General features: G+C 70.1%; 12 protein-coding genes. 9 read left to right on the forward strand and 3 right to left on the reverse strand.

The features are described 5' to 3' along the window. The first annotated feature begins 85 nt into the window (after nt 1-85). Nucleotides 86-1,498, forward strand: a complete 1,413-nt coding sequence (locus tag BJ988_RS02010; protein WP_179656446.1) for a cystathionine beta-synthase — start codon at nt 86-88, stop codon at nt 1,496-1,498. A gap of 97 nt (nt 1,499-1,595) precedes the next feature. After that, the gene (locus BJ988_RS02015; protein ID WP_179656447.1) at nt 1,596-1,913 is read left to right on the forward strand and encodes a hypothetical protein; all 318 of its coding nucleotides are present in this window, start codon (nt 1,596-1,598) and stop codon (nt 1,911-1,913) included. Here the strand turns inward: BJ988_RS02015 and BJ988_RS02020 are convergent. Further along, nucleotides 1,874-4,438 (reverse strand): LuxR family transcriptional regulator, encoded by a 2,565-nt coding sequence (locus BJ988_RS02020; RefSeq protein ID WP_179656448.1) that lies wholly within the window; start codon nt 4,436-4,438, stop codon nt 1,874-1,876. The two genes, BJ988_RS02015 and BJ988_RS02020, sit on opposite strands and share 40 nt — an antisense overlap. A gap of 453 nt (nt 4,439-4,891) precedes the next feature. On the opposite strand from BJ988_RS02020, the gene BJ988_RS02025 reads away from it, so the two are divergent. Genes BJ988_RS02025 through BJ988_RS02040 form a run of 4 tightly spaced genes read left to right on the forward strand, consistent with a single transcriptional unit; the run spans nt 4,892 to nt 11,585 of the window. Then, nucleotides 4,892-6,361: a cytochrome ubiquinol oxidase subunit I gene (locus BJ988_RS02025; RefSeq protein WP_179656449.1), complete on the forward strand. Its 1,470-nt coding sequence runs from the start codon at nt 4,892-4,894 to the stop codon at nt 6,359-6,361. Between the two features lie 30 nt (nt 6,362-6,391). Continuing rightward, nucleotides 6,392-7,393, forward strand: a complete 1,002-nt coding sequence (gene cydB / locus BJ988_RS02030) for a cytochrome d ubiquinol oxidase subunit II (RefSeq protein ID WP_179656450.1) — start codon at nt 6,392-6,394, stop codon at nt 7,391-7,393. Then, nucleotides 7,393-10,929: a thiol reductant ABC exporter subunit CydD gene (gene cydD / locus BJ988_RS02035; RefSeq protein ID WP_179656451.1), complete on the forward strand. Its 3,537-nt coding sequence runs from the start codon at nt 7,393-7,395 to the stop codon at nt 10,927-10,929. Before cydB ends, cydD begins: the two co-directional genes overlap by 1 nt. Further along, entirely contained in the window at nt 10,923-11,585 is a 663-nt protein-coding gene (locus BJ988_RS02040) for a response regulator (RefSeq protein ID WP_179656452.1), read from the forward strand. The genes cydD and BJ988_RS02040 overlap by 7 nt, the downstream gene beginning before the upstream one ends. A gap of 15 nt (nt 11,586-11,600) precedes the next feature. Here BJ988_RS02040 and BJ988_RS02045 read toward each other — a convergent pair whose 3' ends face one another. Next, nucleotides 11,601-13,232, reverse strand: a complete 1,632-nt coding sequence (locus BJ988_RS02045; RefSeq protein ID WP_179656453.1) for a histidine kinase — start codon at nt 13,230-13,232, stop codon at nt 11,601-11,603. A 97-nt stretch (nt 13,233-13,329) separates the two neighbouring features. Next, nucleotides 13,330-13,755, reverse strand: coding sequence for a YchJ family protein (locus BJ988_RS02050; protein ID WP_179656454.1), 426 nt, complete (start codon nt 13,753-13,755; stop codon nt 13,330-13,332). A gap of 113 nt (nt 13,756-13,868) precedes the next feature. Between BJ988_RS02050 and BJ988_RS02055 the strand changes: the two genes are divergently transcribed. From BJ988_RS02055 to BJ988_RS02065, 3 genes are all read left to right on the forward strand, one after another. Then, nucleotides 13,869-16,730 carry a BTAD domain-containing putative transcriptional regulator gene (locus BJ988_RS02055; protein ID WP_179656455.1) on the forward strand — a complete coding sequence of 954 codons (2,862 nt, stop codon included), beginning with the start codon at nt 13,869-13,871 and terminating at the stop codon, nt 16,728-16,730. Beyond that, nucleotides 16,727-18,130: a magnesium chelatase ATPase subunit I gene (locus BJ988_RS02060; protein WP_179656456.1), complete on the forward strand. Its 1,404-nt coding sequence runs from the start codon at nt 16,727-16,729 to the stop codon at nt 18,128-18,130. The genes BJ988_RS02055 and BJ988_RS02060 overlap by 4 nt, the downstream gene beginning before the upstream one ends. Nucleotides 18,131-18,239: 109 nt before the next feature. Further along, nucleotides 18,240-20,336: a vWA domain-containing protein gene (locus BJ988_RS02065; RefSeq protein ID WP_179656457.1), complete on the forward strand. Its 2,097-nt coding sequence runs from the start codon at nt 18,240-18,242 to the stop codon at nt 20,334-20,336. Nucleotides 20,337-20,378 lie beyond the last annotated feature (42 nt).

The following is a 20,378-nucleotide window of genomic DNA, read 5'->3' on the forward strand; positions in this document are numbered from 1 at the left end:
GCACCACTCTAAAGTCTTCGACCCATTACCGGGCACTCAGTATCGGGATATAGGGGATCTCACCTAGTGGACATACGCTGTCCGTATGGAGTACGTGGACTCGCTTCTCGACCTGATCGGCAACACACCGCTCGTGCGGCTGCAGCGTGCGTTGGACGGCGCCGGGGCCTCTGAACCCGGCGCGGGACCGCTCGTTCTGGCCAAGGTGGAATACCTCAACCCGGGCGGTTCGGTGAAGGACCGCATCGCCATCCGGATGATCGATGCGGCCGAGGCCTCCGGTGAGCTCAAGCCCGGCGGGACGATCGTCGAGCCCACCTCCGGCAACACCGGTGTCGGCCTGGCGATGGTCGCCCAGCAGCGCGGCTACAAGTGCGTCTTCGTCTGCCCCGACAAGGTCAGCGAGGACAAGCGCAACGTGCTGAGGGCCTACGGTGCCGAGGTCGTCGTAGCGCCCACCGCAGTGCCGCCCGAGCACCCCGACTCCTACTACAACGTCAGCGACCGGCTCGCCTCGCAGCCCGGCGCCTGGAAGCCCAACCAGTACGCCAACTCCAACAACCCGCGCTCCCACTACGAGGAGACCGGCCCCGAGATCTGGCGCCAGACCGAAGGCAGGATCACCCACTTCGTGGCCGGCGTCGGCACCGGCGGCACGATCTCCGGGATCGGCCGCTACCTCAAGGAGCAGGCTGCGAAAGACGGGGGGTCCGTCCAGGTGATCGGCGCCGACCCCGCCGGGAGCGTCTACTCCGGCGGCACCGGGCGGCCCTACCTCGTCGAGGGCGTCGGCGAGGACTTCTGGCCGGAGACGTACGACCGCGGGATCGCCGACCGGATCATCGAGGTCTCCGACGCCGACTCCTTCGCCTACACCCGCCGGCTCGCCCGCGAGGAGCAGCTGCTCGTCGGCGGCAGCGCCGGCATGGCTGCGTACGCCGCGAAGCAGCTGGCCACCGAGCTGGCCGGCACGCCGGAGGGCGAGAACGCCGTGATCGTCGTGCTGCTGCCCGACTCGGGCCGTGGCTACCTGACCAAGGTGTTCAACGACGAGTGGCTGGCGCAGTACGGCTTCGCGACCGGTGAGGCGGCCAAGCAGACCGTCGGCGACGTGCTGCGCGGCAAGTCCGGCCGGCTTCCCGACCTGGTCCACACCCACCCCGGCGAGACGATCGCCGAGGCGGTGCACATCCTGCAGGAGTACAGCGTCTCGCAGATGCCCGTCGTGCGCGCCGAGCCGCCGATCGTGGCCGCGGAGGTCGCCGGATCGGTCTCGGAGCGGACCCTGCTGGACGCACTGTTCACCGGCAAGGCCAAGCTCACCGACCCCGTCGAGGAGCACATGTCCCCGCCGCTGCCCACGATCGGCTCCGGCGCCGGCGCCCAGGAGGCGGCCCACACGCTCGGCTCCTCCGACGCGCTGCTGGTGCACGAGGACGGCAAGCCCGTCGGTGTCCTCACCCGTCAGGACCTGCTCTTCTTCCTGACCAGCTCCTGAGTCGAGTAGCGGTGGGGGAGCGCGTACGCCATGATTCATCGTCATGATGGCGAACCCCCACCGCCGAAGCATTCACCGCCTGGTCGCGGTTGCTGCGGTGTCCGTGACGGCCCTGTTCTCAGCGACCGCGTGCGGCGGTGGCGGTGACGAGGGCGGCAGCGGCGGCGACCGACCGAGCGTCGAGGACATCGAGAGCCAGATCGCCAAGAGCAGCGGTGACCAGGTGACCGAGGACCAGTCCGAGTGCCTGGCGAAGACCTACTACGAGTCGGACCTCTCCGACGAGGCGGTGCGGCTCCTGGTCGAGGCCGAGGATGTCGCCAAGATCAGCCCCGAGGATCTCTCGAAGGCCGACCAGCTGGCCAGCAAGGAGCTCTACGACCCGCTGGTGAAGTGCCTGACGCCGGCTGAGTAGTCGCCGTTCGGGATCGGCCGGAGCCAGGTGCTCGCCACCCGGGTGAGGTCCTCGCGGCCGGAGACCCCGGTCTTGCGGCTGATGTTGTGCAGGTGGGTCTCGACCGTGCGGGTGCTCATCTCCAGGTCGGCGGCCAGCGAGGCGGTGGTCGGACCGTCCGGCAGCAGCCGGAGCACCTCGCTCTCTCGCCCGGAGAGCCCGATGTGGGTCACCGCGCGGCCGAACATGCCGGCTCGGCTCCCGGAGATCTCCGAGCGCTCCCACGCCATGTCGAGGGTCTCCGCGGCCGCGGCGAGGTCACCGGCCTCGCGCTGGAGGATGGCCAGGGAGATGGCGGCTCTGGTCACGAAGACGAGAGCGCCAGCGTCGGCGAGGGTCACGATCGCCTCGCGGAGGCCGTCGGTGTCGCCGGAGGCGGTGGTCGCTGCGTACGCTCCCATGCCCTGCAGCAGCGGGCTCTCGGTCTCTGCGGCGAGGGCGGCCGCGCGGGCGATGTGCTTGTTCTCGTTGGCGCCGCGCTCGACCGCCTCGACGGCGAGGAAGACCCCGCCGGTGATGTAGCCGGCGTCGAGTCGCTGGCCGACGAGCTCGCACAGCTCCTTGAGGCTCGGCATCTGGCCGCTCGAGGGTGCCATGATGCCGGCCACCATGCCGGGCCACGGGCCCAGCGGGACCTTCGCACCGCCGATCTGAGAGGCGAGGCTGCGCGCATACTCCGGCCGGCCCTGTGCCATGGCGATCTCGGCGCCCAGGGTCAGGATGCCGGTGTGAGCGAGGTCGCGGTGGGCGGCGACGCTGGAGGAGGAGAGGGTGCGGAACGCGACCTGGCTCGCCTCGGTCAGCCGTCCGGCGATGCTCAGGCCGAGCACGCTGAGGTAGGAGTGGATCAGGATCAGCTCGGCGCTATCGCCCTGGTTGGCCGCCTCGAGGTGGTCGCGGGCGGAGTCGATGCCGCGGTCCACGTCACCGCCGAGCACGTCGGCCAGACCGGTGAGGAAGGCGTGTACGCCGGCCGGGTAGGGCTTCTGGGGTTGCTGGCCCTCCAGCAGGTTGCGGGCCTGTTCGACCGCACCGGCGGCGAGGAGGCGCTCGGCAGCGACGACGCCGAGCACCTCGGTGCCGACCTCGTCTCGCGGGCTGGGCTCGACGGTCGGCAGCTCGGGGACGTACTCGGTCTGGAACTGTAAATGTGCCCGCGCGCCCTCCAGCGTCGCCGCGAAACCGGGCAGACGTTCGAGGCCGCGGTCGAGCACCTCCTTCGCCGCGTCCAGGTCACCGAGCTCGATCGCCTTCCAGCTGGCGAACCAGGCCAGCAGCCAGGCTGACTCCTGCCGGTCGGCCAACGGCGTACGCCGCTCGAGCTCCTCGATCTGATCACGCGGCGCGGCCGTATTTCGGAGCGCCATGAGCAGCGGCAGCGCCGTCTCGGCAGAGGGCATCTCGGTCCAGCGGCTGCGCGCGCGGGTGACCGTGTCGGCCATCTGGCGCAGCGAGCGCTGGTGGAGCAGGGCCGCGTCGGCGCCGCGCGGCCGGTGGGTGGCGTAGTCGAGGAGCCGCTGCTCGGTGGCGAGGTGGTTGCGCGCGATCACCAGTCCGAACGCAGACCCCTCAGCGATCAGGTAGTCGCCGATGATCGGCGGATAGAGGCCGACGACCCCGCTCCCGGGGCCGTCCTCGCTGTGCCTGGCGAGCCCGTGGGCGAAGAGTGCGTCGAGCACGCGGCGCTCGATGATCTTCTCGGCCTCGTCCAGCGGCACCGGCCCGGTCACCGCGAGTGCGGTCGCGGCATCCCACGCCTCCTGGTCGAGCCCGGCGACGAGAGGCTCGACGGCCGAGGCCAGCTCAGGCGCCCAACCTGTACGCCGCGGCAGCCGCCACAGCCCGTCGAGCTGCTCCAGCACCCCTGCCCGGGGGCCGATGGTGGCGATCGCCCTGACCAGGCCGAGCAGGCCGCCGGTCACCATCGTGATGCGTGCCAGGGACCCGGCCTCGACCGGGCCGCCGAGGATCGATCGGCACTCCTCGTGCACCTCGTCGACCTCGAGCGTCGGGGTGCGGACCTGCACCGAGGGTGCGATCCCGAGCATCAGGGTGTTCTCGGCGACGGGGTGCTGGTGACGGCTGCTGGTCACGGCCAGGAGCCGGCGCTGGCGGTGGATGTTGCGCAGCGCGCCGACCGAGTAGGTGTCGAGCACATCGGCGTCGTCGATGACCAGAACGGTGCCGTTCTCGACCTGCTTGTTCAGCGCCGCCGTCATCTCGCCGATGGTGCGGCGGGCGCCGGCGGGGGTCGCGCCACCGATGCCGGCGGCGGTCAGCGCTGCGAACGGCTCGATCTGCCACGCGCGATGACCGCCGACATGGAGCACAGGCAGGCCATCGTCCTCGAGTCGGTCTGCTACCAGCGCGCAGAGCTCGCTGCGCCCCGATCCCCGGGGGCCGACCAGGTGGACGCTCAGGCCCGCGCCGACGTAGTCCGTGATCTCATGGACCACTCGCGCGAGGACGCCTTCTTCATCCGACATGGCCACCCCCCGACCTCAAGGTACATCCAAATGTCTACCGGATTTCCTGTGGGGACGCTGTATCGCCCGCGTATTAGGTCCACTGATACGCAGGCTAACTGTTTACAGTACGTAAACAGTCCGTCCGAGACCGCAACGTATGGCCGCAAATGATGAGATAGTGATCTCACGGGTTGAGGCACGCCTCAGCCTGCGAAACTGAGTGACACCAGGTCGCCGCAACAGCTCCCCCATCTGATTGCGGTCCTGGTGACACGAAGACCTGAGAGCCCGGCCGTCCCGGACTCGAGGTCGCGATCATCCCCCCGCGGTCGTGACCTCGAGCCCAGGGCGGCCGGGTTTCGGTTTTCCTGGGCCCGGATTTCTGGGTCCGGGTGGGGTGGCTCACAAGACGCGTACCCCAAACAGAGGGGGTGCTGAGGCGCCCCGAGCGGCGGTGTCATAGTCACTGGCGTGGACAGCGTCCTGGAGTTAGCCAGGTGGCAGTTCGGCATCGTGACCGTCTACCACTTTCTGTTCGTCCCACTCACGGTGGGACTCACCATGCTCGTCGCCGTGCTGGAGACGATCTGGCTGCGTACGAAGAATCCTGAGTGGCTTCGGCTGACGAAGTTCTTCGCGAAGCTCTTCCTGATCAACTTCGCGCTCGGTGTGGTCACCGGGATCGTGCAGGAGTTCCAGTTCGGGATGACCTGGTCGGACTACTCCCGCTTCGTGGGGGACGTCTTCGGGGCACCGCTGGCGATCGAGGCGCTCCTCGCCTTCTTCCTGGAGTCGACCTTCCTCGGTCTCTGGATCTTCGGCTGGGACAAGCTGCCGCGGGCGCTGCACAACGCGTGCATGTGGATCGTCCACCTCGGCACGCTGGCGTCGTCGTGGTTCATCCTCGCGGCCAACTCCTGGATGCAGCACCCGGTCGGCTACCGGTTCAACGAGATCACCGGCCGCGCCGAGCTCACCGACTTCTGGGCGGTGATGTTCAACAAGGTGCAGCTGGGCACGTTCCCGCACGTCATCCTCGCGGCGTACCTGACCTCGGCGGCCTTCATGATCGGCATCCTCGGCTGGCTCTACCTGCGCCGGCCGGGGGAGAACAACGCAGAGCGCCCGATGTACCGGCGCGGGATGGTGCTGGCGGCCTGGATCATGGTCTTCTCCGGCGTCGGTGTGGCGGTCTCGGGCGACATCCAGGGCAAGATCATGACCGAGGTGCAGCCGATGAAGATGGCGGCTGCGGAGGCGCTGTGGGAGACCTCGGAGTCGTGCGCGCCGTTCTCGGTGCTGACCATCGGCACCCGCGACGGGAAGCACGAGAAGTGGGCCCTCGAGGTGCCCTGCGTGCTCTCCTTCCTCGGCACCGGCACCTTCGACGGCAAGGTCGAGGGCATCTACGACCTGCAGGAGCAGTACCGGGAGACCTACGGGTCGACGCCGGGGGAGACCTACTACTCGTCCGGTGACTACACCCCGAACATCCCGGTCACCTACTGGACCTTCCGCTGGATGATGGGCCTCGGTGTGGTCGGCACCCTCGTCGGGCTGGCGGTCCTGTGGCTGACCCGCCGGGGACGTACGCCGACCGGGCTGGTCGGGCGCTTCCTGCCGGCGCTGGCGATCTCCGCACCGGTGATGGTGCTGCTGGGCAACTCGATGGGCTGGATCTTCACCGAGATGGGGCGCCAACCGTGGGTGGTCTTCGGTGTCCTGACCACGGCCCAGGGCGTCTCGCCAGGCGTCGAGCCCTGGGAGGTGTGGATGTCGCTGATCGGCTTCACGCTGCTCTACGCCGTGCTGGCGGTGATCGAGGTCGGGCTGCTCATGAAATATGTGAAGAAGGGGCCGGACCCGTTCGTCGAGCCGCCTTCCCCGACCCTGCGCGGCTCCGACTCGGATGCCGACGAGCCGATGAACTTCGCGTACTGAATCTCGACAAGCTCGATCACCGGAGACAACATGGAACTCACAACTGTCTGGTTCTGCCTCATCGCGGTGCTGTGGATCGGCTACTTCGTCTTGGAGGGCTTCGACTTCGGTGTCGGGATGCTGCTCCCGATGCTGGCCCGCGACGACCGCGAGCGGCGGGTCATGATCAACACGATCGGCCCGGTCTGGGACGGCAACGAGGTCTGGCTGCTGACCGCGATCGGTGCCACCTTCGCCGCCTTCCCGGAGTGGTACGCCACCCTGATCTCCGGCTTCTACGTGCCGGTCTTCCTCATCCTGATCGCGCTGATCGTGCGTGGCGTCGCCTTCGAGTATCGCCACCAGCGCCCCTCGGTCACCTGGGCCGGCTGGTGGGACCGCGCGGTGATCTTCGGGTCCTACGTCCCGGCGTTCCTGTGGGGTGTGGCCTTCGCCAACATCGTGCGCGGGGTGCCGATCGACGCCGACTTCGAGTTCACCGGGACGGTGCTGACGCTGCTCAACCCGTACGGTCTCCTCGGCGGCCTCGTCACGCTGTCGCTCTTCGTGACCCACGGAGCGCTCTTCATCGCGCTCAAGACCGACGGTGAGATCCGCGGCCGGGCCCGTGCTCTGGCGCTCCGGCTCGGTGTCGTCGCGGCCGTGCTCGGCGTCGTGTTCATGTTCTGGACGCAGGCGCTGACCGGCAACCTCGGCACTGCCGTTCTCTTCGTCGTGGCGGCGCCGGCGCTCGTGGGCGGGCTCGGGGCGGCGTACGTCGGTCGGGAGGGGGTCGCCTTCACGGGCACCTTCCTCGCGATCGGGCTCGTCGTGGCCGGGATCTTCGTGGGGCTCTTCCCCGACGTGATGCCCTCGAGCACCGACCTGGCCAACTCGCTGACGACGACCAACGCCGCGGCGTCGCCCTACACGCTGAAGCTGATGACCATCGTCGCGGCGGTGTTCGCGCCGATCGTCGTGGGCTACCAGGCCTGGACGTACTGGATCTTCCGCAAGCGGATCTCGATCCACCACATCCCCGCCGCACACTGATGCGCCCGAACGATCCCCGGCTGCGAGCCCAGCTGACGGTGGCCCGGCGGCCGCTGGCCGTCGTCGTGGCCGCCGGGGTGCTGGGTGCGGTGCTGCTGATCACCCAGACGTACGCGATCACCGGACTGCTCATCAGTGCGATCCGTGACTCGGGGTCGGGATCGGTGGGCGGCTGGGCCCTGGCTGTCGTGGCGGTCTTCGTCGGCCGGGCAGTCATCGGAGTGATCTCCGACGTCGCCGGTGCCCGCGCGGCCGGGATCGTCGGCGCGGACCTGCGGCGCCGGGTGGTCGGCGCGATCCTGCGCGGGCAGTCGGGTCGCTCGGGATCGCTGTCAGCGCTGGCCACGCGCGGGGTCTCGGCCGCCGAGCCCTATCTGACGCGCTACGTGCCAGCGGTGGTGCTCGCCTGCGTACTGCCCGTGATGGTGCTCGCGGTGATCGTCTGGACCGACCCGCTCAGCGGTCTCATCGTTGGGCTGACGCTGCCGCTGATCCCGATCTTCGGGGTGCTGGTCGGGCTCGCCACGCGTGACCAGGCGGCCAGCCAGTGGCGGACGATGTCGGCGTTGGCCGGTCACTTCCTCGACGTGATGAAGGGCCTGCCGACCCTGGTCGCCTTCGGCCGGGCCAACGCGCAGTCGCGGGTCATCGCCACGATCACCGACCGCTACCGCCGGCGCACTCTCGAGACGCTGAAGATCGCCTTCGCCTCCTCGGCGGTGCTCGAGCTCGTCGCCACCATCGCGGTCGCCCTGGTCGCCGTCACCATCGGGGTCCGGCTCGCCGCCGGATCGGTCGACCTGCAGACCGCACTCGTGGTCCTGCTGCTGGCTCCCGAGGCCTACTGGCCCCTTCGTCGTATGGGTGCCGAGTTCCACGCCGCCGCCGAAGGCACCGCCACCCTCGAGGCGACAGCAGATCTCTCCCGAGACGTCACTCGCGTCGGCCGAGACGTCACCGATTGCCATCTCGGCCGACCGGAGCGACGTCTCGGCATGGAACTTGACGGGGTGGGGCTGACCTACCCGGGTCGGGAGCGGCCCGCGCTGATGCCGGTCTCGGCGACGGTCCCGGACAGAGGGATCACCGCGATCGTCGGCCCGAGCGGTTGCGGCAAGTCGACGCTGCTCGCGACGATCGCGGGCCTGCACGAGATGTACGCAGGCACCGTCGAGCTCGACGGACAGACCCCGGCTGCGGGCGACGAGTGGCGAGAGCGCTTCGCCTACCTTCCCCAGCGGCCGGTGTTCGTCAGCGGCACGATCGCCGACAACCTGCGTCTGGGCTCGCCGGAGGCGACCGAGAGCGACCTGTGGCGCGTACTGAAGCGGGTCGCGCTCGCCGAGCGGATCGTCGAGCTCTCCGGTGGACTCGACGCCGACCTGGCCGAAGACGGCCGCTCGCTCTCCGGCGGAGAGCGGGCGCGGCTCGCCCTGGCCCGCGTCGTACTCTCCGAGCGTCCCTGGGTCCTCCTCGACGAGCCCACCGCCCACCTCGACCCCGACGCCGAGCGGATCATCGCCGACACGGTCACCGACCTGGCCCGCGAGCGCGCCGTCGTCCTCGTCGCCCACCGCCAGACCCTCATCGACCTCGCCGACCACGTCATCACCCTTTCTGCCGAGACGTCACTCCCGTCGCCCGAGGCGTCGCTCCCGTCGCCCGAGGCGTCGCTCCCGTCGCCCGAGGCGTCACTGGCGTCGTCTGAGATGGCAACCGGTGACACTTCGGCCGACGTACGTGACGCTTCGGCCGACGCTAGTGACGCTTCGGCCGACGTACGTGACGCTTCGGCCGGCGTACGTGACGCTTCGGCCGGCGTACGTGACGCTTCGGCCGGCGTACGTGACGCTTCGGCCGACGCGAGTGACGCTTCGGGCGACGTACGTGACGCCTCGGCCCGGGGTGCGCTGTGGGGGTCTGCGGTGGTGGGCGGGCTCAGCTGGGCATCGGGGGTGGCGCTGACGGCGCTGGCCGGTTGGCTGATCATCAAGGCCTCCTACCATCCGGTGATCCTGACGCTGGTGGCTGCGATGGTGGGGGTGCGTACGTTCGGGATCGCGCGGCCGGTGCTGCGCTACCTGGAGCGGTTGTGGTCCCACGACAGCGCGCTGAGGTTGCTGGCGAGGCGCCGGGTGGAGATCTACGAGGCGCTGGTGCCGCTGGTTCCCGGCGCTCTCCCGGGCCGCCGGGGAGACGTGCTGGCCAGCGTCGTCGACGACGTCGACGCGGTGCTCGACGAGGAACTGCGGGTGCGGCTGCCGGTCCGGGAGTACGCCGTCGTGGCAGCGCTCGCGGTCCTGGCGACCGCGCTCATCGATCCGGTCGCCGCGGTCTTCACCACAGCCACGGTGCTGGTGGCGGGTGCCGCCTTCGGGATCGCGTACGCAGGGGCAGCACGCGCCGAGCAGATCTCGGTCACGGTGCGGGCGAGGGTGTCCGAGCAGGTGGTCGAGGCCACCCAGACGGTGACCGAGCGCCGGATGTGGCAAGCGAGCGAGCCGGTGCTGCACACCCTCGACGACCTGGCCCGCACCGCCACCAGGGCGACGGTCACCGCAGTTTCCGCCGCCTCGATCGCCAAGGCCCTCGTCCTGATCACTGCCGGTGCGGCGGTCGCCGCGACAGCGGCGTACACCACGGTCGGCGACGGCCCGATGCTCGCTCTCCTCACCCTGGTCCCGCTGGCGCTGGCCGAGCCCGCGGCGACCCTCGCCGATGCGGGTGCGGCCAGGGCCCGCACCCGCGCCGCGCAGAGACGCCTGGACGACCTCACCGGCCGCCGCCCGGCCGTCGCCGCCCCGGAGAACCCGGCGCGCCCGGCCGATGACACCACGATCACGATCACCGGCGTCACCGCCCACCCCGGTGGCCAGAGCGGCGGCCAGAAGGTAGAGATCCCCGACCTGCACGCCGCGCCCGGCGCGAGGATCGGCATCGTCGGCCCCTCCGGCTCCGGCAAGAGCACGCTGGCCGCGCTGCTGCTGCGCTTCCTCGACCCGGAGACCGGCACGATCGCGCTCGGCCGTCGGCCGACGCGCGACCTGGACCCCCAGGACGTACGCAAGATCGTCGGTCTGGTCGACGACGATCCGCACGTCTTCGCCTCAAACCTCGTCGAGAACGTCCGCCTGGCTCGGCCCGAAGCCACCGAGGACGAGGTCGAGCAGGCGATCCGGCGTGCCCATCTCGGCGACTGGCTCGACGCCCTGCCCGCAGGCCTGCAGACCAGGCTCGGTGACGGCGCCGACCAGGTCTCGGGAGGCGAGCGCGCCCGACTTGCGGTGGCGAGGTCGCTGCTGGCCGGGCACAAGGTCCTGGTTCTGGATGAACCTTTGGCCCATCTGGACACCTCGACCGCCGAGTCGCTGGCGCGTGAGGTGCTCGCGCGGGAGGATGAATCGACAGGTGAGACGGAAGTCGGTCCGCGAGGCGGCACGAAAACCGTACTGTGGATCACTCACACATCGACCGGACTGGGGCTGACCGATACCGTGGTCTCCCTTCAACGAATGGGGGAAGTGAGACGGTGTTGACCGAGACGAGGACGATCCGGGTCTACCTGCTCGACGACCATGAGGTCGTGCGCCAGGGGCTGACGACGCTGCTCGACAGCCATGACGACATCGCGGTCGTGGGCCAGGGCGGCACCACCGCGCAAGCGCGTGAGGACATCGACCGCCTCCGGCCGGATGTGTGCGTGCTCGACGCCCGCCTCCCCGACGGCTCGGGGATCGAGGTCTGCCGTGAGGTCCGAGCGGCCTACCCCGACATGCTCGCGCTCATCCTGACCTCCTATGACGACGACGAGGCGCTCTTCTCGGCGATCATGGCCGGAGCGAAGGGCTACGTCCTCAAGGACATCCGCGGCAACGACCTCGTCGAGGCGATCCGCACCGTCTCCGGCGGCGGCTCGCTGCTCGACCCGCTGATGACCGCGAAGGTCATGGAGAAGATGCGCAACCCTGATGGCGAGTCGCCGCAGATGCAGGCGTTGACGCCCCAGGAGAAGCGCCTGCTCGCGCTCATCGGCGAGGGCCTGACCAACCGCGAGATCGCCGGCCGGATGTTCCTGGCCGAGAAGACGGTCAAGAACTACGTCTCCAGCATCCTGGCCAAGCTCGGTGTGCAGCGGCGCACCCAGGCGGCGCTGATGGCCAAGGAGCTCCTCCGCCCCCGCCGAGGGAACTGACCCCGAGCAACCGAGTCAGACCCCAGCGGTGATCGGCACCTGCCAGACGAGCTCGGTGCCGCTGGGCAGACGCGGGCCGATCTCGAGCTGACCGCCGAGCTGGACCGCGCGGCAGCGGGCGTTCTTCAGCCCGCTCTCCTCGGCCTCCTCCGGGACGCCGCCGCCGTCGTCGCGTACGACCAGCTTGACCTCGCCGTCCTGGAGGCTGAGCTCGATCTGGGCGCTGTGGGCCTGGGCGTGCCGGGCGAGGTTGGAGACCGCTTCGCGCAGCACCGGAAGCAGGTGGTTGCGGACCGAGTCGGGAACGGCGGTGTCGACCGGCCCGGTGATCTTGATCTCCGGGGTGAAGTCCATGACGCCCGCGTACTCCCGGACGACCTCGCGCACCTGCGCACGCAGCGAGGAGGCGTCGTGGTTGCTGAGGTCGAAGATGGAGCCGCGTACGTCCTTGATGGTCTGGTCCAACGCGTCGACCTGCTCCGAGAGTCGCTTGGGCAGGTCCTCGACGCGCTGCGGGTTGCGGCCCAGGGTCTCGAGCTGGAGGCCGATCGCGAAGAGACGCTGGATGACCACGTCGTGCAGGTCGCGGGCGATCCGGTCGCGGTCGGTGATGACAGCGAGGTCGGCGCGGTCCTCGACCGCACGGAGCCGGTCGAGCGCGAGGGCGGCCTGTCCGGCGAAGCCGAAGAAGAGCTCGCGCTCGTGCTCGTCGTGGGCGGCGGAGGCCTTGTCGTAGATCGCCAGCAGCGCACCGCGTCCGGCGAGCGAGGAGCGCACCGGGGCGACCACGACGTAGAGCCCGTCCGCCTCGAGGTCAAGCGGCTCGACGATGCGCCGGTCGATCAGGAACGGGACCTTCTCGGTCACCGCTCGGACCCGCTCCTCCTGGCCGGGCACAGCCGCGACCCCGGAGACGAGACCGTGCTCGATGCGGGTGCCGGCACCGACCCCGATCGCTCGCATCAGCGGCAGCGCGGTCTCACACATCCGCTCCAGCGCGACCGTGTGCTCCAGCGGAGGGGTGAGGGCCCGGCTGAGCTCGGCGCTCGCCTCGAGCCACCTGCGGCGCTGCTCGCTGAGCTCGAGCTCGCGTACCTTGTCGATCTGGGCGCCCGCGGCGCGGGCCAGGGCGACGACGAGCTGCTCGTCGTGGCTGGTGAAGTCGGCGCCGCCGGCCTTCTCGGCCAGGAGCAGGTGTCCGAAGTCGTGGTCCTTGATCCGCAGCGGCACCTCGATGAACTTGCGCTTGCCGGGGTCGCCCGTACGCAGCGCGTGGCTGCCGCCGTCATCAGAGGTGCGGGGTGTGACCAGCAGAAGAGGCTCGGGAGCGGTGACACCCCTGGGTCGGGTCGTCGATGCTGGCTCGGCGTCGTCGTCGAGGCGGGCTCGGCGGCCGCTGCTCTTGCCCACGACCTGCAGATTCGGCTCCTGCTGGTGACCGTAGGTGATCAGGTCCTGCAGATCGCCGTCGACGTCGAGGACCCCGAGCGCGCCGTAGCTCGCTCCGGTCAGCTCGCAGGCAGACCGGGTGATCCGCTCCAGCATTGCGCTCAGGTCGAGCTCGCTCGACATCGCGATGACCGCGTCCAAGAGCGAGCGCGCCGATGGTTCGAGACCGGACAGGTCATCGGTCGCGTCGGTGGTCACTCGTCAGAGTCTGTCGTGCCGGACCCGCCCGCGTCCACATATCGGCAACAGTTTCTCCACTGTCTGCCTCAAACCGACGCGAATGCGTGCGTTCGGATCAATCGTCCGCTATCTCACCGTCGACATAGAGCCACCGTCCGGCACGCACCTCGAACCGGCTGTGCTCGGCGAGCACGCCGTCGCCTGACGGGGCCCGGTAGGAGGCCCGGAAGGCCACCCAGCCGTGGGTGTCGTCGTCGAGGCCGGAGCCCTCGATCTCGAGGCCTGTCCACGTCAGTCGCGGGTCGGGTGCGGCCACGCCCAGATCGTCCGGGCGGGTCCCCGGGTGCCAGGTGCGGAAGATGTAGTCCCAGTCCCCGAGGGCGTACGCCGCATAGCGGCTGCGCATCAGCTCCTCCGGAGTCTCGGCCAGGGCACCGCCACGGTGCAGCCGGTGGCAGCACATCGCATAGCGCTTCCCGCTGCCACACGGGCACTCCTGGGACAGGGACGATCCGGTGGAGGCGGTGCCGAAGGCGGACATGGGCTCATTGTGTACCGGAAAGGACCGATTTCCGTCGTAGGCCGGGAGCGGCCCGTCTATTGTTAGGGGGTGGCTCTCAGGCGCATTCGGCTCGGGACGACGGGGGTGCTTCGGTGACGGATGTGAGCATCTGTCTGCTGGGCCCGCTCGTCGTCACGCTCGCAGGCGAGCCCGTGGAGATCCCAGGACGCCGCCCACGCACCCTGTTGGCCCTGCTGGCTCTCGAGGCCGGCACGCCGCTCTCCGCCGACCTCCTCGCCGACCGGATCTGGGGCGAGGACCTCCCCGACAACCCGCGTGGCAGCCTGCACACCTACATCGGGCGGCTGCGTCGCGTGCTCGGCAAGGAGGTCGTACGCCGCGCCGCCGGCGGCTACATCCTCGACCTGCCGCGCTCGTCCGTGGACGCGCTCGCCTTCATCGACCTGCTCGACACGGCCCAAGGGCCCGAGGCGTACGAGCGGCTGGAGGAAGCCATCGAGCTGTGGCGCGCCGACCCGTTCGACGACTCCGCGGGGGAGTCTCTCGCCGAGCGCACCCGGCCATGGCTGGTCGACCGCTATCTCGCCGCCTTGGAGCATCGCGCGGAGCTCGACATCGCCGCAGGCCGTGCGGCGAAGGCGGTTGCCGACGTGCGCCGGGTGGTGGGTGACCATCCGCTGCGCGAGTCCCTGTGGGCGGTGCTCCTGGACGCACTGGACACCGCGGGACGCACGGCCGAGGCGCTGGAGGCCTACGAGGAGGTCCGGGCGCGGCTGGCCGACGAGCTCGGCACCGACCCCGGTGCGGAGTTGCGCTCGACGTTCACCCGACTGCTGTCCGGCGCGTCGCCGACGGCTCCGGAGGTCGAGGACCCCGAGGGGCAGGCGACGGTGCCCGCACAGCGGGTCTCGGAGGAGGACATGCTGCCGCGGCAGCTTCCGGCCGACATCCTCAGCTTCTCGGGGCGGGAGGCAGAGCTCCGGCTGCTGGACGCGGTCACGATCTCCCACGACGCCGGCTGGCCGAGCGTGGTCGCCGTGCACGGCATCGGGGCGGTGGGGAAGACCGCTCTCGCCGTGCACTGGGCACGGAGCCGGACCGAGCACTTCCCCGACGGGCAGCTCTTCATCGACCTACGTGGCTACGGACCGGGTGATCCGCTCTCGCACGCCCAGGCGCTCACGACCCTGCTGATCGGGCTGGGTGTCGACGTCGCCTCGGTGCCGGCCGAGGTGGATGCGGCCTCGGCCCTGCTGCGTACGACCCTCGCCCAGCGGCGCATGCTCCTGGTGCTCGACAACGCGCGCGACTCCGCTCACGTACGGCCCCTGCTTCCGGGCAGCGACTCGCTGGCGCTGGTGACCAGCCGGAGCCAGCTGCGTGGCCTGGCCACCCGTGAAGGCGCCCGGCGGATCGCGCTGGACACTCTCGCCCCGGCGGAGTCGGCGGCCTTCCTGAAGCAGCGGTTCGTCGACCGGCCCGCGAGCGAGGCGGACATACGTGCGCTCGCGGACCGGTGCGGGCACCTGCCGTTGGCCCTCGCGGTCGCGGCGGAGCGCTGCAGCCGCTATCCCGACCTCTCGTTGACCGATCTGCTGGCCGAGCTCGACGGTGAGACCAGCCGCCTGGCCGCGCTGGAGGCACCGCTCGATCCCATCTCGGATCTGCGCGCGGTCTTCTCGTGGTCCTACGACTCCCTCGACGAGGAGTCGCGGCGTGCCTTCCGCCTCCTCGGCCTCCGTCCCGGACACGAGATCGGGATGCCGGCGATGGCGGCGCTCTTCGCCGCCGACATCGCGACCGCACGGCGCCTGGTCGACAAGCTGGTCGACGCCAACCTCGTCCGTGAGCACCGACCGGGCCGCTTCGTGCTCCACGACCTGATCCGCGACTACGCGCTGGAGCTGGGCTCGGCGGAGGAGTCCGGCGAGGCGTTGCTGCGGCTGGTGAGCTGGTACACCCACTCCCTGGTGGCGGCCTCCGAGGCCGACGGCCGGTCGTTCCGGCTGATGACCCTCGACCCCGTCGTCGCCGGGGTGACGCCACTGAGCTTCGCCACCTCGCAGCAGGCCCGCGCCTGGGGCGACCGGGAGTGGCTGACGATGGGGAGTGCCGTACGTCTCGCTGTGCGAGCCGGGCTGCTGTGTCCCGCCTATCAGCTGGTCAACAAGATGTTCAGCCTCTCGATGAGGCACCCACCTGCCGAGACCGTGCCCCTCCAGGAGCTCGGTCTCGATGCCGCCCTCCGCGCGGGTCAGCACGTCGACGCGGCCTACCTCCGCAACCAGGTCGGGATCAGCCGGGCACGCGCCGGCGACCTGACGAGAGCGATCCCGGAGTTCCGCGGCGCGGCCGAGGTGTTCCGCGAGGCCGGCACCGCGGCCGGCCTGGAGATGGCGCTCTCCAACTGCGGCCAGGCGCTGAGCATGATCGGCTCCCTCGACGAGGCCGTCGCGGTCCTCGAGGAGGCGTACGCCGTCGCGGACGCGGCCGGGATGGACGACCGTGCCCGGGCCAGCCGGATCGGGCTGGCCGAGGTCTATGTCCGGATGGAGCGCTACGAGGACGCCGTGCGGCTGGTCGAGGACGAGATCGGTCGCGGCCCGGTCGACGTCGACTCCTCCGCCTCGCCGCGGATGACCCTGGTCGACGCTCTGATCGGCCTGCGGCGCCATGCCGAGGCCGAGACCCACCTGCGGCTGGAGCTGGCCCACCGCCTCGAGGAGCGCAACCGGTGGGCTGAGGCCAACGTCCTCGTACGCCGCGCCGTGATCGAGCGCGAGACCGATCGCGCCGCCCAGGCGCGCGCGACGCTCCAGGAGGTCGTCGTCATCCTGGACGAGGTGGGGGAGCTGGACCGCACCGCGCTGACCAAGGAGCGGGTCGAAGAGCTGCTCGCCACCGTCGAGGCATCCGCATCCGCATCCGCGGGTCGGGACGTCGACGCCTCGGCCACCCAAGGGTTGGGCGGCGGCGTAGCGTTGCGTCCGTGACTGCCGCACCCACGATCAGCACCCTCGGCCAGCTTCGCGCGAGTGGCCATGTGTTCAAGTCGCTCCGCCAGGAGATCCGCGACAACCTGCTGGCGAAGCTGGCCGCCGGAGAGGACCCCTGGCCCGGCCTGCACGGGCTGGAGGACACCGTCATCCCGCAGCTCGAGCGTGCCCTGATCGCCGGGCACGACGTCGTCCTGCTGGGCGAGCGTGGCCAGGGAAAGACCAGGCTGCTGCGTACGTTGGTGGGGTTGCTCGACGAGTGGACCCCGGTCATCGAGGGATCCGAGCTCGGCGAGCACCCCTACGAGCCCGTCAGCGTCGGATCCCAGCGGTTGGCGGCGACGGCCGGTGACGCGCTGCCGATCGCGTGGAAGCACCGCTCCGAGCGCTACTCGGAGAAGCTGGCCACGCCCGACACCTCGGTGGCCGACCTGATCGGCGACGTCGACCCGATGAAGGTGGCCGAGGGTCGCTCGCTGGGTGACCCGGAGACGATCCACTTCGGGCTGATCCCGCGCTCCCACCGCGGCATCGTCGCGATCAACGAGCTGCCCGACCTCGCCGAGCGGATCCAGGTGGCGATGCTCAACGTGATGGAGGAGCGCGACATCCAGATCCGCGGCTACGTGCTGCGGCTGCCGCTCGACCTGCTCGTCGTCGCCTCCGCGAACCCGGAGGACTACACCAACCGCGGCCGGATCATCACGCCGCTCAAGGACCGCTTCGGCGCCGAGATCCGCACCCACTATCCGCGCGAGCTCGAGGCGGAGATGGCGGTGATCCGGCAGGAGGCCGCCTTGGTCGCCGACGTGCCGGACCATCTCCTCGAGATCCTGGCCGTCTTCACCCGTCATCTGCGTGGCTCCTCCGCGATCGACCAGCGCTCCGGGGTCTCCGCGCGCTTCTCGATCGCGGGGGCGGAGACCGTCGCCGCCGCCGCGCTCCACCGGGCCACCGTGGCGGGGGAGCCCGATGCCGTCGCTCGTCTCGTCGATCTGGAGACCGCCGTCGAGGTGCTCTCCGGCAAGATCGAGTTCGAGTCCGGCGAGGAGGGCCGCGAGGCGGAGATCCTCACCCACCTGCTGCGTACGGCCATCGCCGAGACCGTCCGCAAGCGCTTCCGCGGCATCGACTTCGCGCTGCTCATCGACGCCATCGAGGACGGCCGCATGGTCACCACCGGCACCAAGATCACCGCCCGCTCCTTCTTGGACGGTCTCCCGGTCCTGGGCGAGTCCGACCTCTACGACCAGATCGGCGCCCGCGTCTACGAGTCCACCGGCGGTCCCAAGAACGACGGCCAGCTCGCCAGCGCAGTGGAGCTGGCCCTGGAAGGCCTGTTCCTGGCCAGAAAGATCGGCAAGGACACCGAGGGTGGGGAGACGATCTACGGCTGAGCCAGGAGGCGTCGGCCGGGGGTAACACGTCGTTCGTAGGACTACTCGCCTTTTAGAACGACCGGATAGACCTACGAACAGCGTGTTACATGCGTTGAGGAGCACGAAGATGAGCCGCTACAAGAAGTACGCCGGGGGTGACCCGCTCGCTCCGCCGGTCGACATCGCCGAGGCGCTCGACGCGATCGGCGAGGACGTGATGTCCGGCTACTCGCCCGAGCGGGCGATGCGGGAGTTCCTGCGGCGCGGGGGAGAGGACAAGCGCGGCCTCGACGATCTCGCTCGGCAGGTCGCCGAGCGTCGTCGTGAGCTGCTGCAGCGCCACAACCTGGACGGCACGCTCGAGCAGGTGCGCGAGCTGCTGGACAAGGCGGTCCTCGAGGAGCGCAAGCAGCTGGCCCGCGACGTCACGATGGACGACGGCGACCGCGCGTTTCGGGAGATGCAGATCGACAACCTCTCGCCGAACACCGCCGCCGCGGTCAGCGAGCTCTCCTCCTACGACTGGACCTCACGCGAGGCCCGCGAGGCCTACGAGGAGATCAAGGACCTGCTCGGCCGCGAGCTCCTCGACCAGCGGTTCAAGGGCATGAAGCAGGCCCTCGAGGGAGCCACCGACGAGGACCGCGAGGCGATCGCGGAGATGCTGCGCGATCTCAACGAGCTGCTCGACAAGCACAATCGCGACGACGACACCCCTGAAGACTTCGCAGAGTTCATGGCCAAGCACGGCCAGCACTTCCCCGAGAACCCGCAGAACATCGACGAGCTGCTCGACACCCTCGCGCAGCGCTCGGCGGCCGCTCAGCGGATGCTCAACTCGATGTCGGCCGAGCAGCGACGCGAGCTCATGGAGCTCTCCCAGCAGGCCTTCGGATCGCCCGCGCTGATGGAGCAGATGGCACAGCTCGACGCCAATCTGCAGGCCGCGCGCCCCGGGGAGGACTGGGGAGGCTCCGAGGAGTTCGGCGGCGGCGAAGGGCTCGGCCTCGGCGACGGCACCGGAGTCCTTCAGGACATCGCCGAGCTCGACCAGCTCTCCGAGCAGCTCCAGCAGTCCTACGCCGGCTCGCGGCTCGACGACATCGACCTCGACGCCCTCTCCCGACAGCTCGGTGACCAGGCCGCGGTCGACGCCCGCACTCTGCAGGAGCTCGAGCAGGCGCTGCGCGACTCCGGCCAGCTCGAACGCGGCTCCGACGGCGACCTCCGGCTCACGCCGAAGGCGATGCGCCAGCTCGGCAAGGCCCTGCTCCGCGACGTCGCCCAGCGGCTCTCCGGACGCCAGGGCGAACGCGACCTGCAGCGCGCCGGCGCCGCGGGCGACCTCTCCGGCTCGTCGCGTCCCTGGGCCTTCGGCGACACCGAGCCCTGGGACGTGCCCCGCACCATCACGAACGCCGTCATCCGGGAGACGACTGAGCGAGGTCGGAGGTCGAGCTTGCTCGTGCCTCCGGGCCGAGCGAGGGAGTCAGCTGCCGGCAGGCAGCAGGTCGGCGAGGGCCGCCGCGGCCCCGGAGTGCGGCTGACCGTCGACGACATCGAGGTCCAGGAGACAGAGGCCCGTACGCAGGCAGCGGTCGCCCTCCTGGTCGACACCAGCTTCTCGATGGCCATGGATGGCCGTTGGGTGCCGATGAAGCGCACCGCGCTGGCGCTGCACACCCTGATCAAGAGCCGTTTCCGCAACGACGACCTGCAGCTGATCTCGTTCGGTCGCTATGCCCAGACGATGGAGATCGAGAAGCTGACCGCCCTCGACGCCATCTGGGACAAGGGCACCAACCTGCACCACGCGCTGCTGCTGGCCAACCGCCACTTCCGCAAGCATCCGGGCGCCCAGCCGGTCCTCCTGATCGTGACCGACGGAGAACCCACCGCTCACCTGGAGCCGGGCGGCGAGGTCTGGTTCTCCTACCCGCCCCACCCGGTCACGATCGCGAGGTCCGTCGAGGAGCTGGAGAACTCGCGCCGCCTCGGCGCCCAGACGACCTTCTTCCGCCTCGGCGACGACCCCGGCCTGGCTCGGTTCATCGACTCCATGGCCCGGCGCGTCGAGGGGCGCGTCGTCGCGCCCGAGCTGGACGACCTCGGCGCCGCAGTGGTCGGCTCCTATCTCGGCGACCGGACGGCGCGGCGTACGTCGAACTCATACGGCGGTCCTACCGGTGGTGCCTTCGGCGGCCGCGGCTGGTGGGCCGGCTGAACCGGTTGGCTCGGTGAGCAGCGGGCCGCGTAGCCTGCGTTC

The sequence above is a fragment of the Nocardioides panzhihuensis genome, assembly GCF_013408335.1.
In the GTDB taxonomy this organism is placed as follows: domain Bacteria; phylum Actinomycetota; class Actinomycetes; order Propionibacteriales; family Nocardioidaceae; genus Nocardioides; species Nocardioides panzhihuensis.

Excerpts from the sequence above, each read along its gene's own strand:
- BJ988_RS02050 (WP_179656454.1), bottom strand. The coding sequence starts at position 13,755 with ATGTCCGCCTTCGGCACCGCCTCCACCGGATCGTCCCTGTCCCAGGAG.
- BJ988_RS02065 (WP_179656457.1), top strand. The coding sequence starts at position 18,240 with ATGAGCCGCTACAAGAAGTACGCCGGGGGTGACCCGCTCGCTCCGCCG.
- cydB (WP_179656450.1), top strand. The coding sequence starts at position 6,392 with ATGGAACTCACAACTGTCTGGTTCTGCCTCATCGCGGTGCTGTGGATC.
- cydD (WP_179656451.1), top strand. The coding sequence starts at position 7,393 with ATGCGCCCGAACGATCCCCGGCTGCGAGCCCAGCTGACGGTGGCCCGG.
- BJ988_RS02020 (WP_179656448.1), bottom strand. The coding sequence starts at position 4,438 with ATGTCGGATGAAGAAGGCGTCCTCGCGCGAGTGGTCCATGAGATCACG.
- BJ988_RS02010 (WP_179656446.1), top strand. The coding sequence starts at position 86 with ATGGAGTACGTGGACTCGCTTCTCGACCTGATCGGCAACACACCGCTC.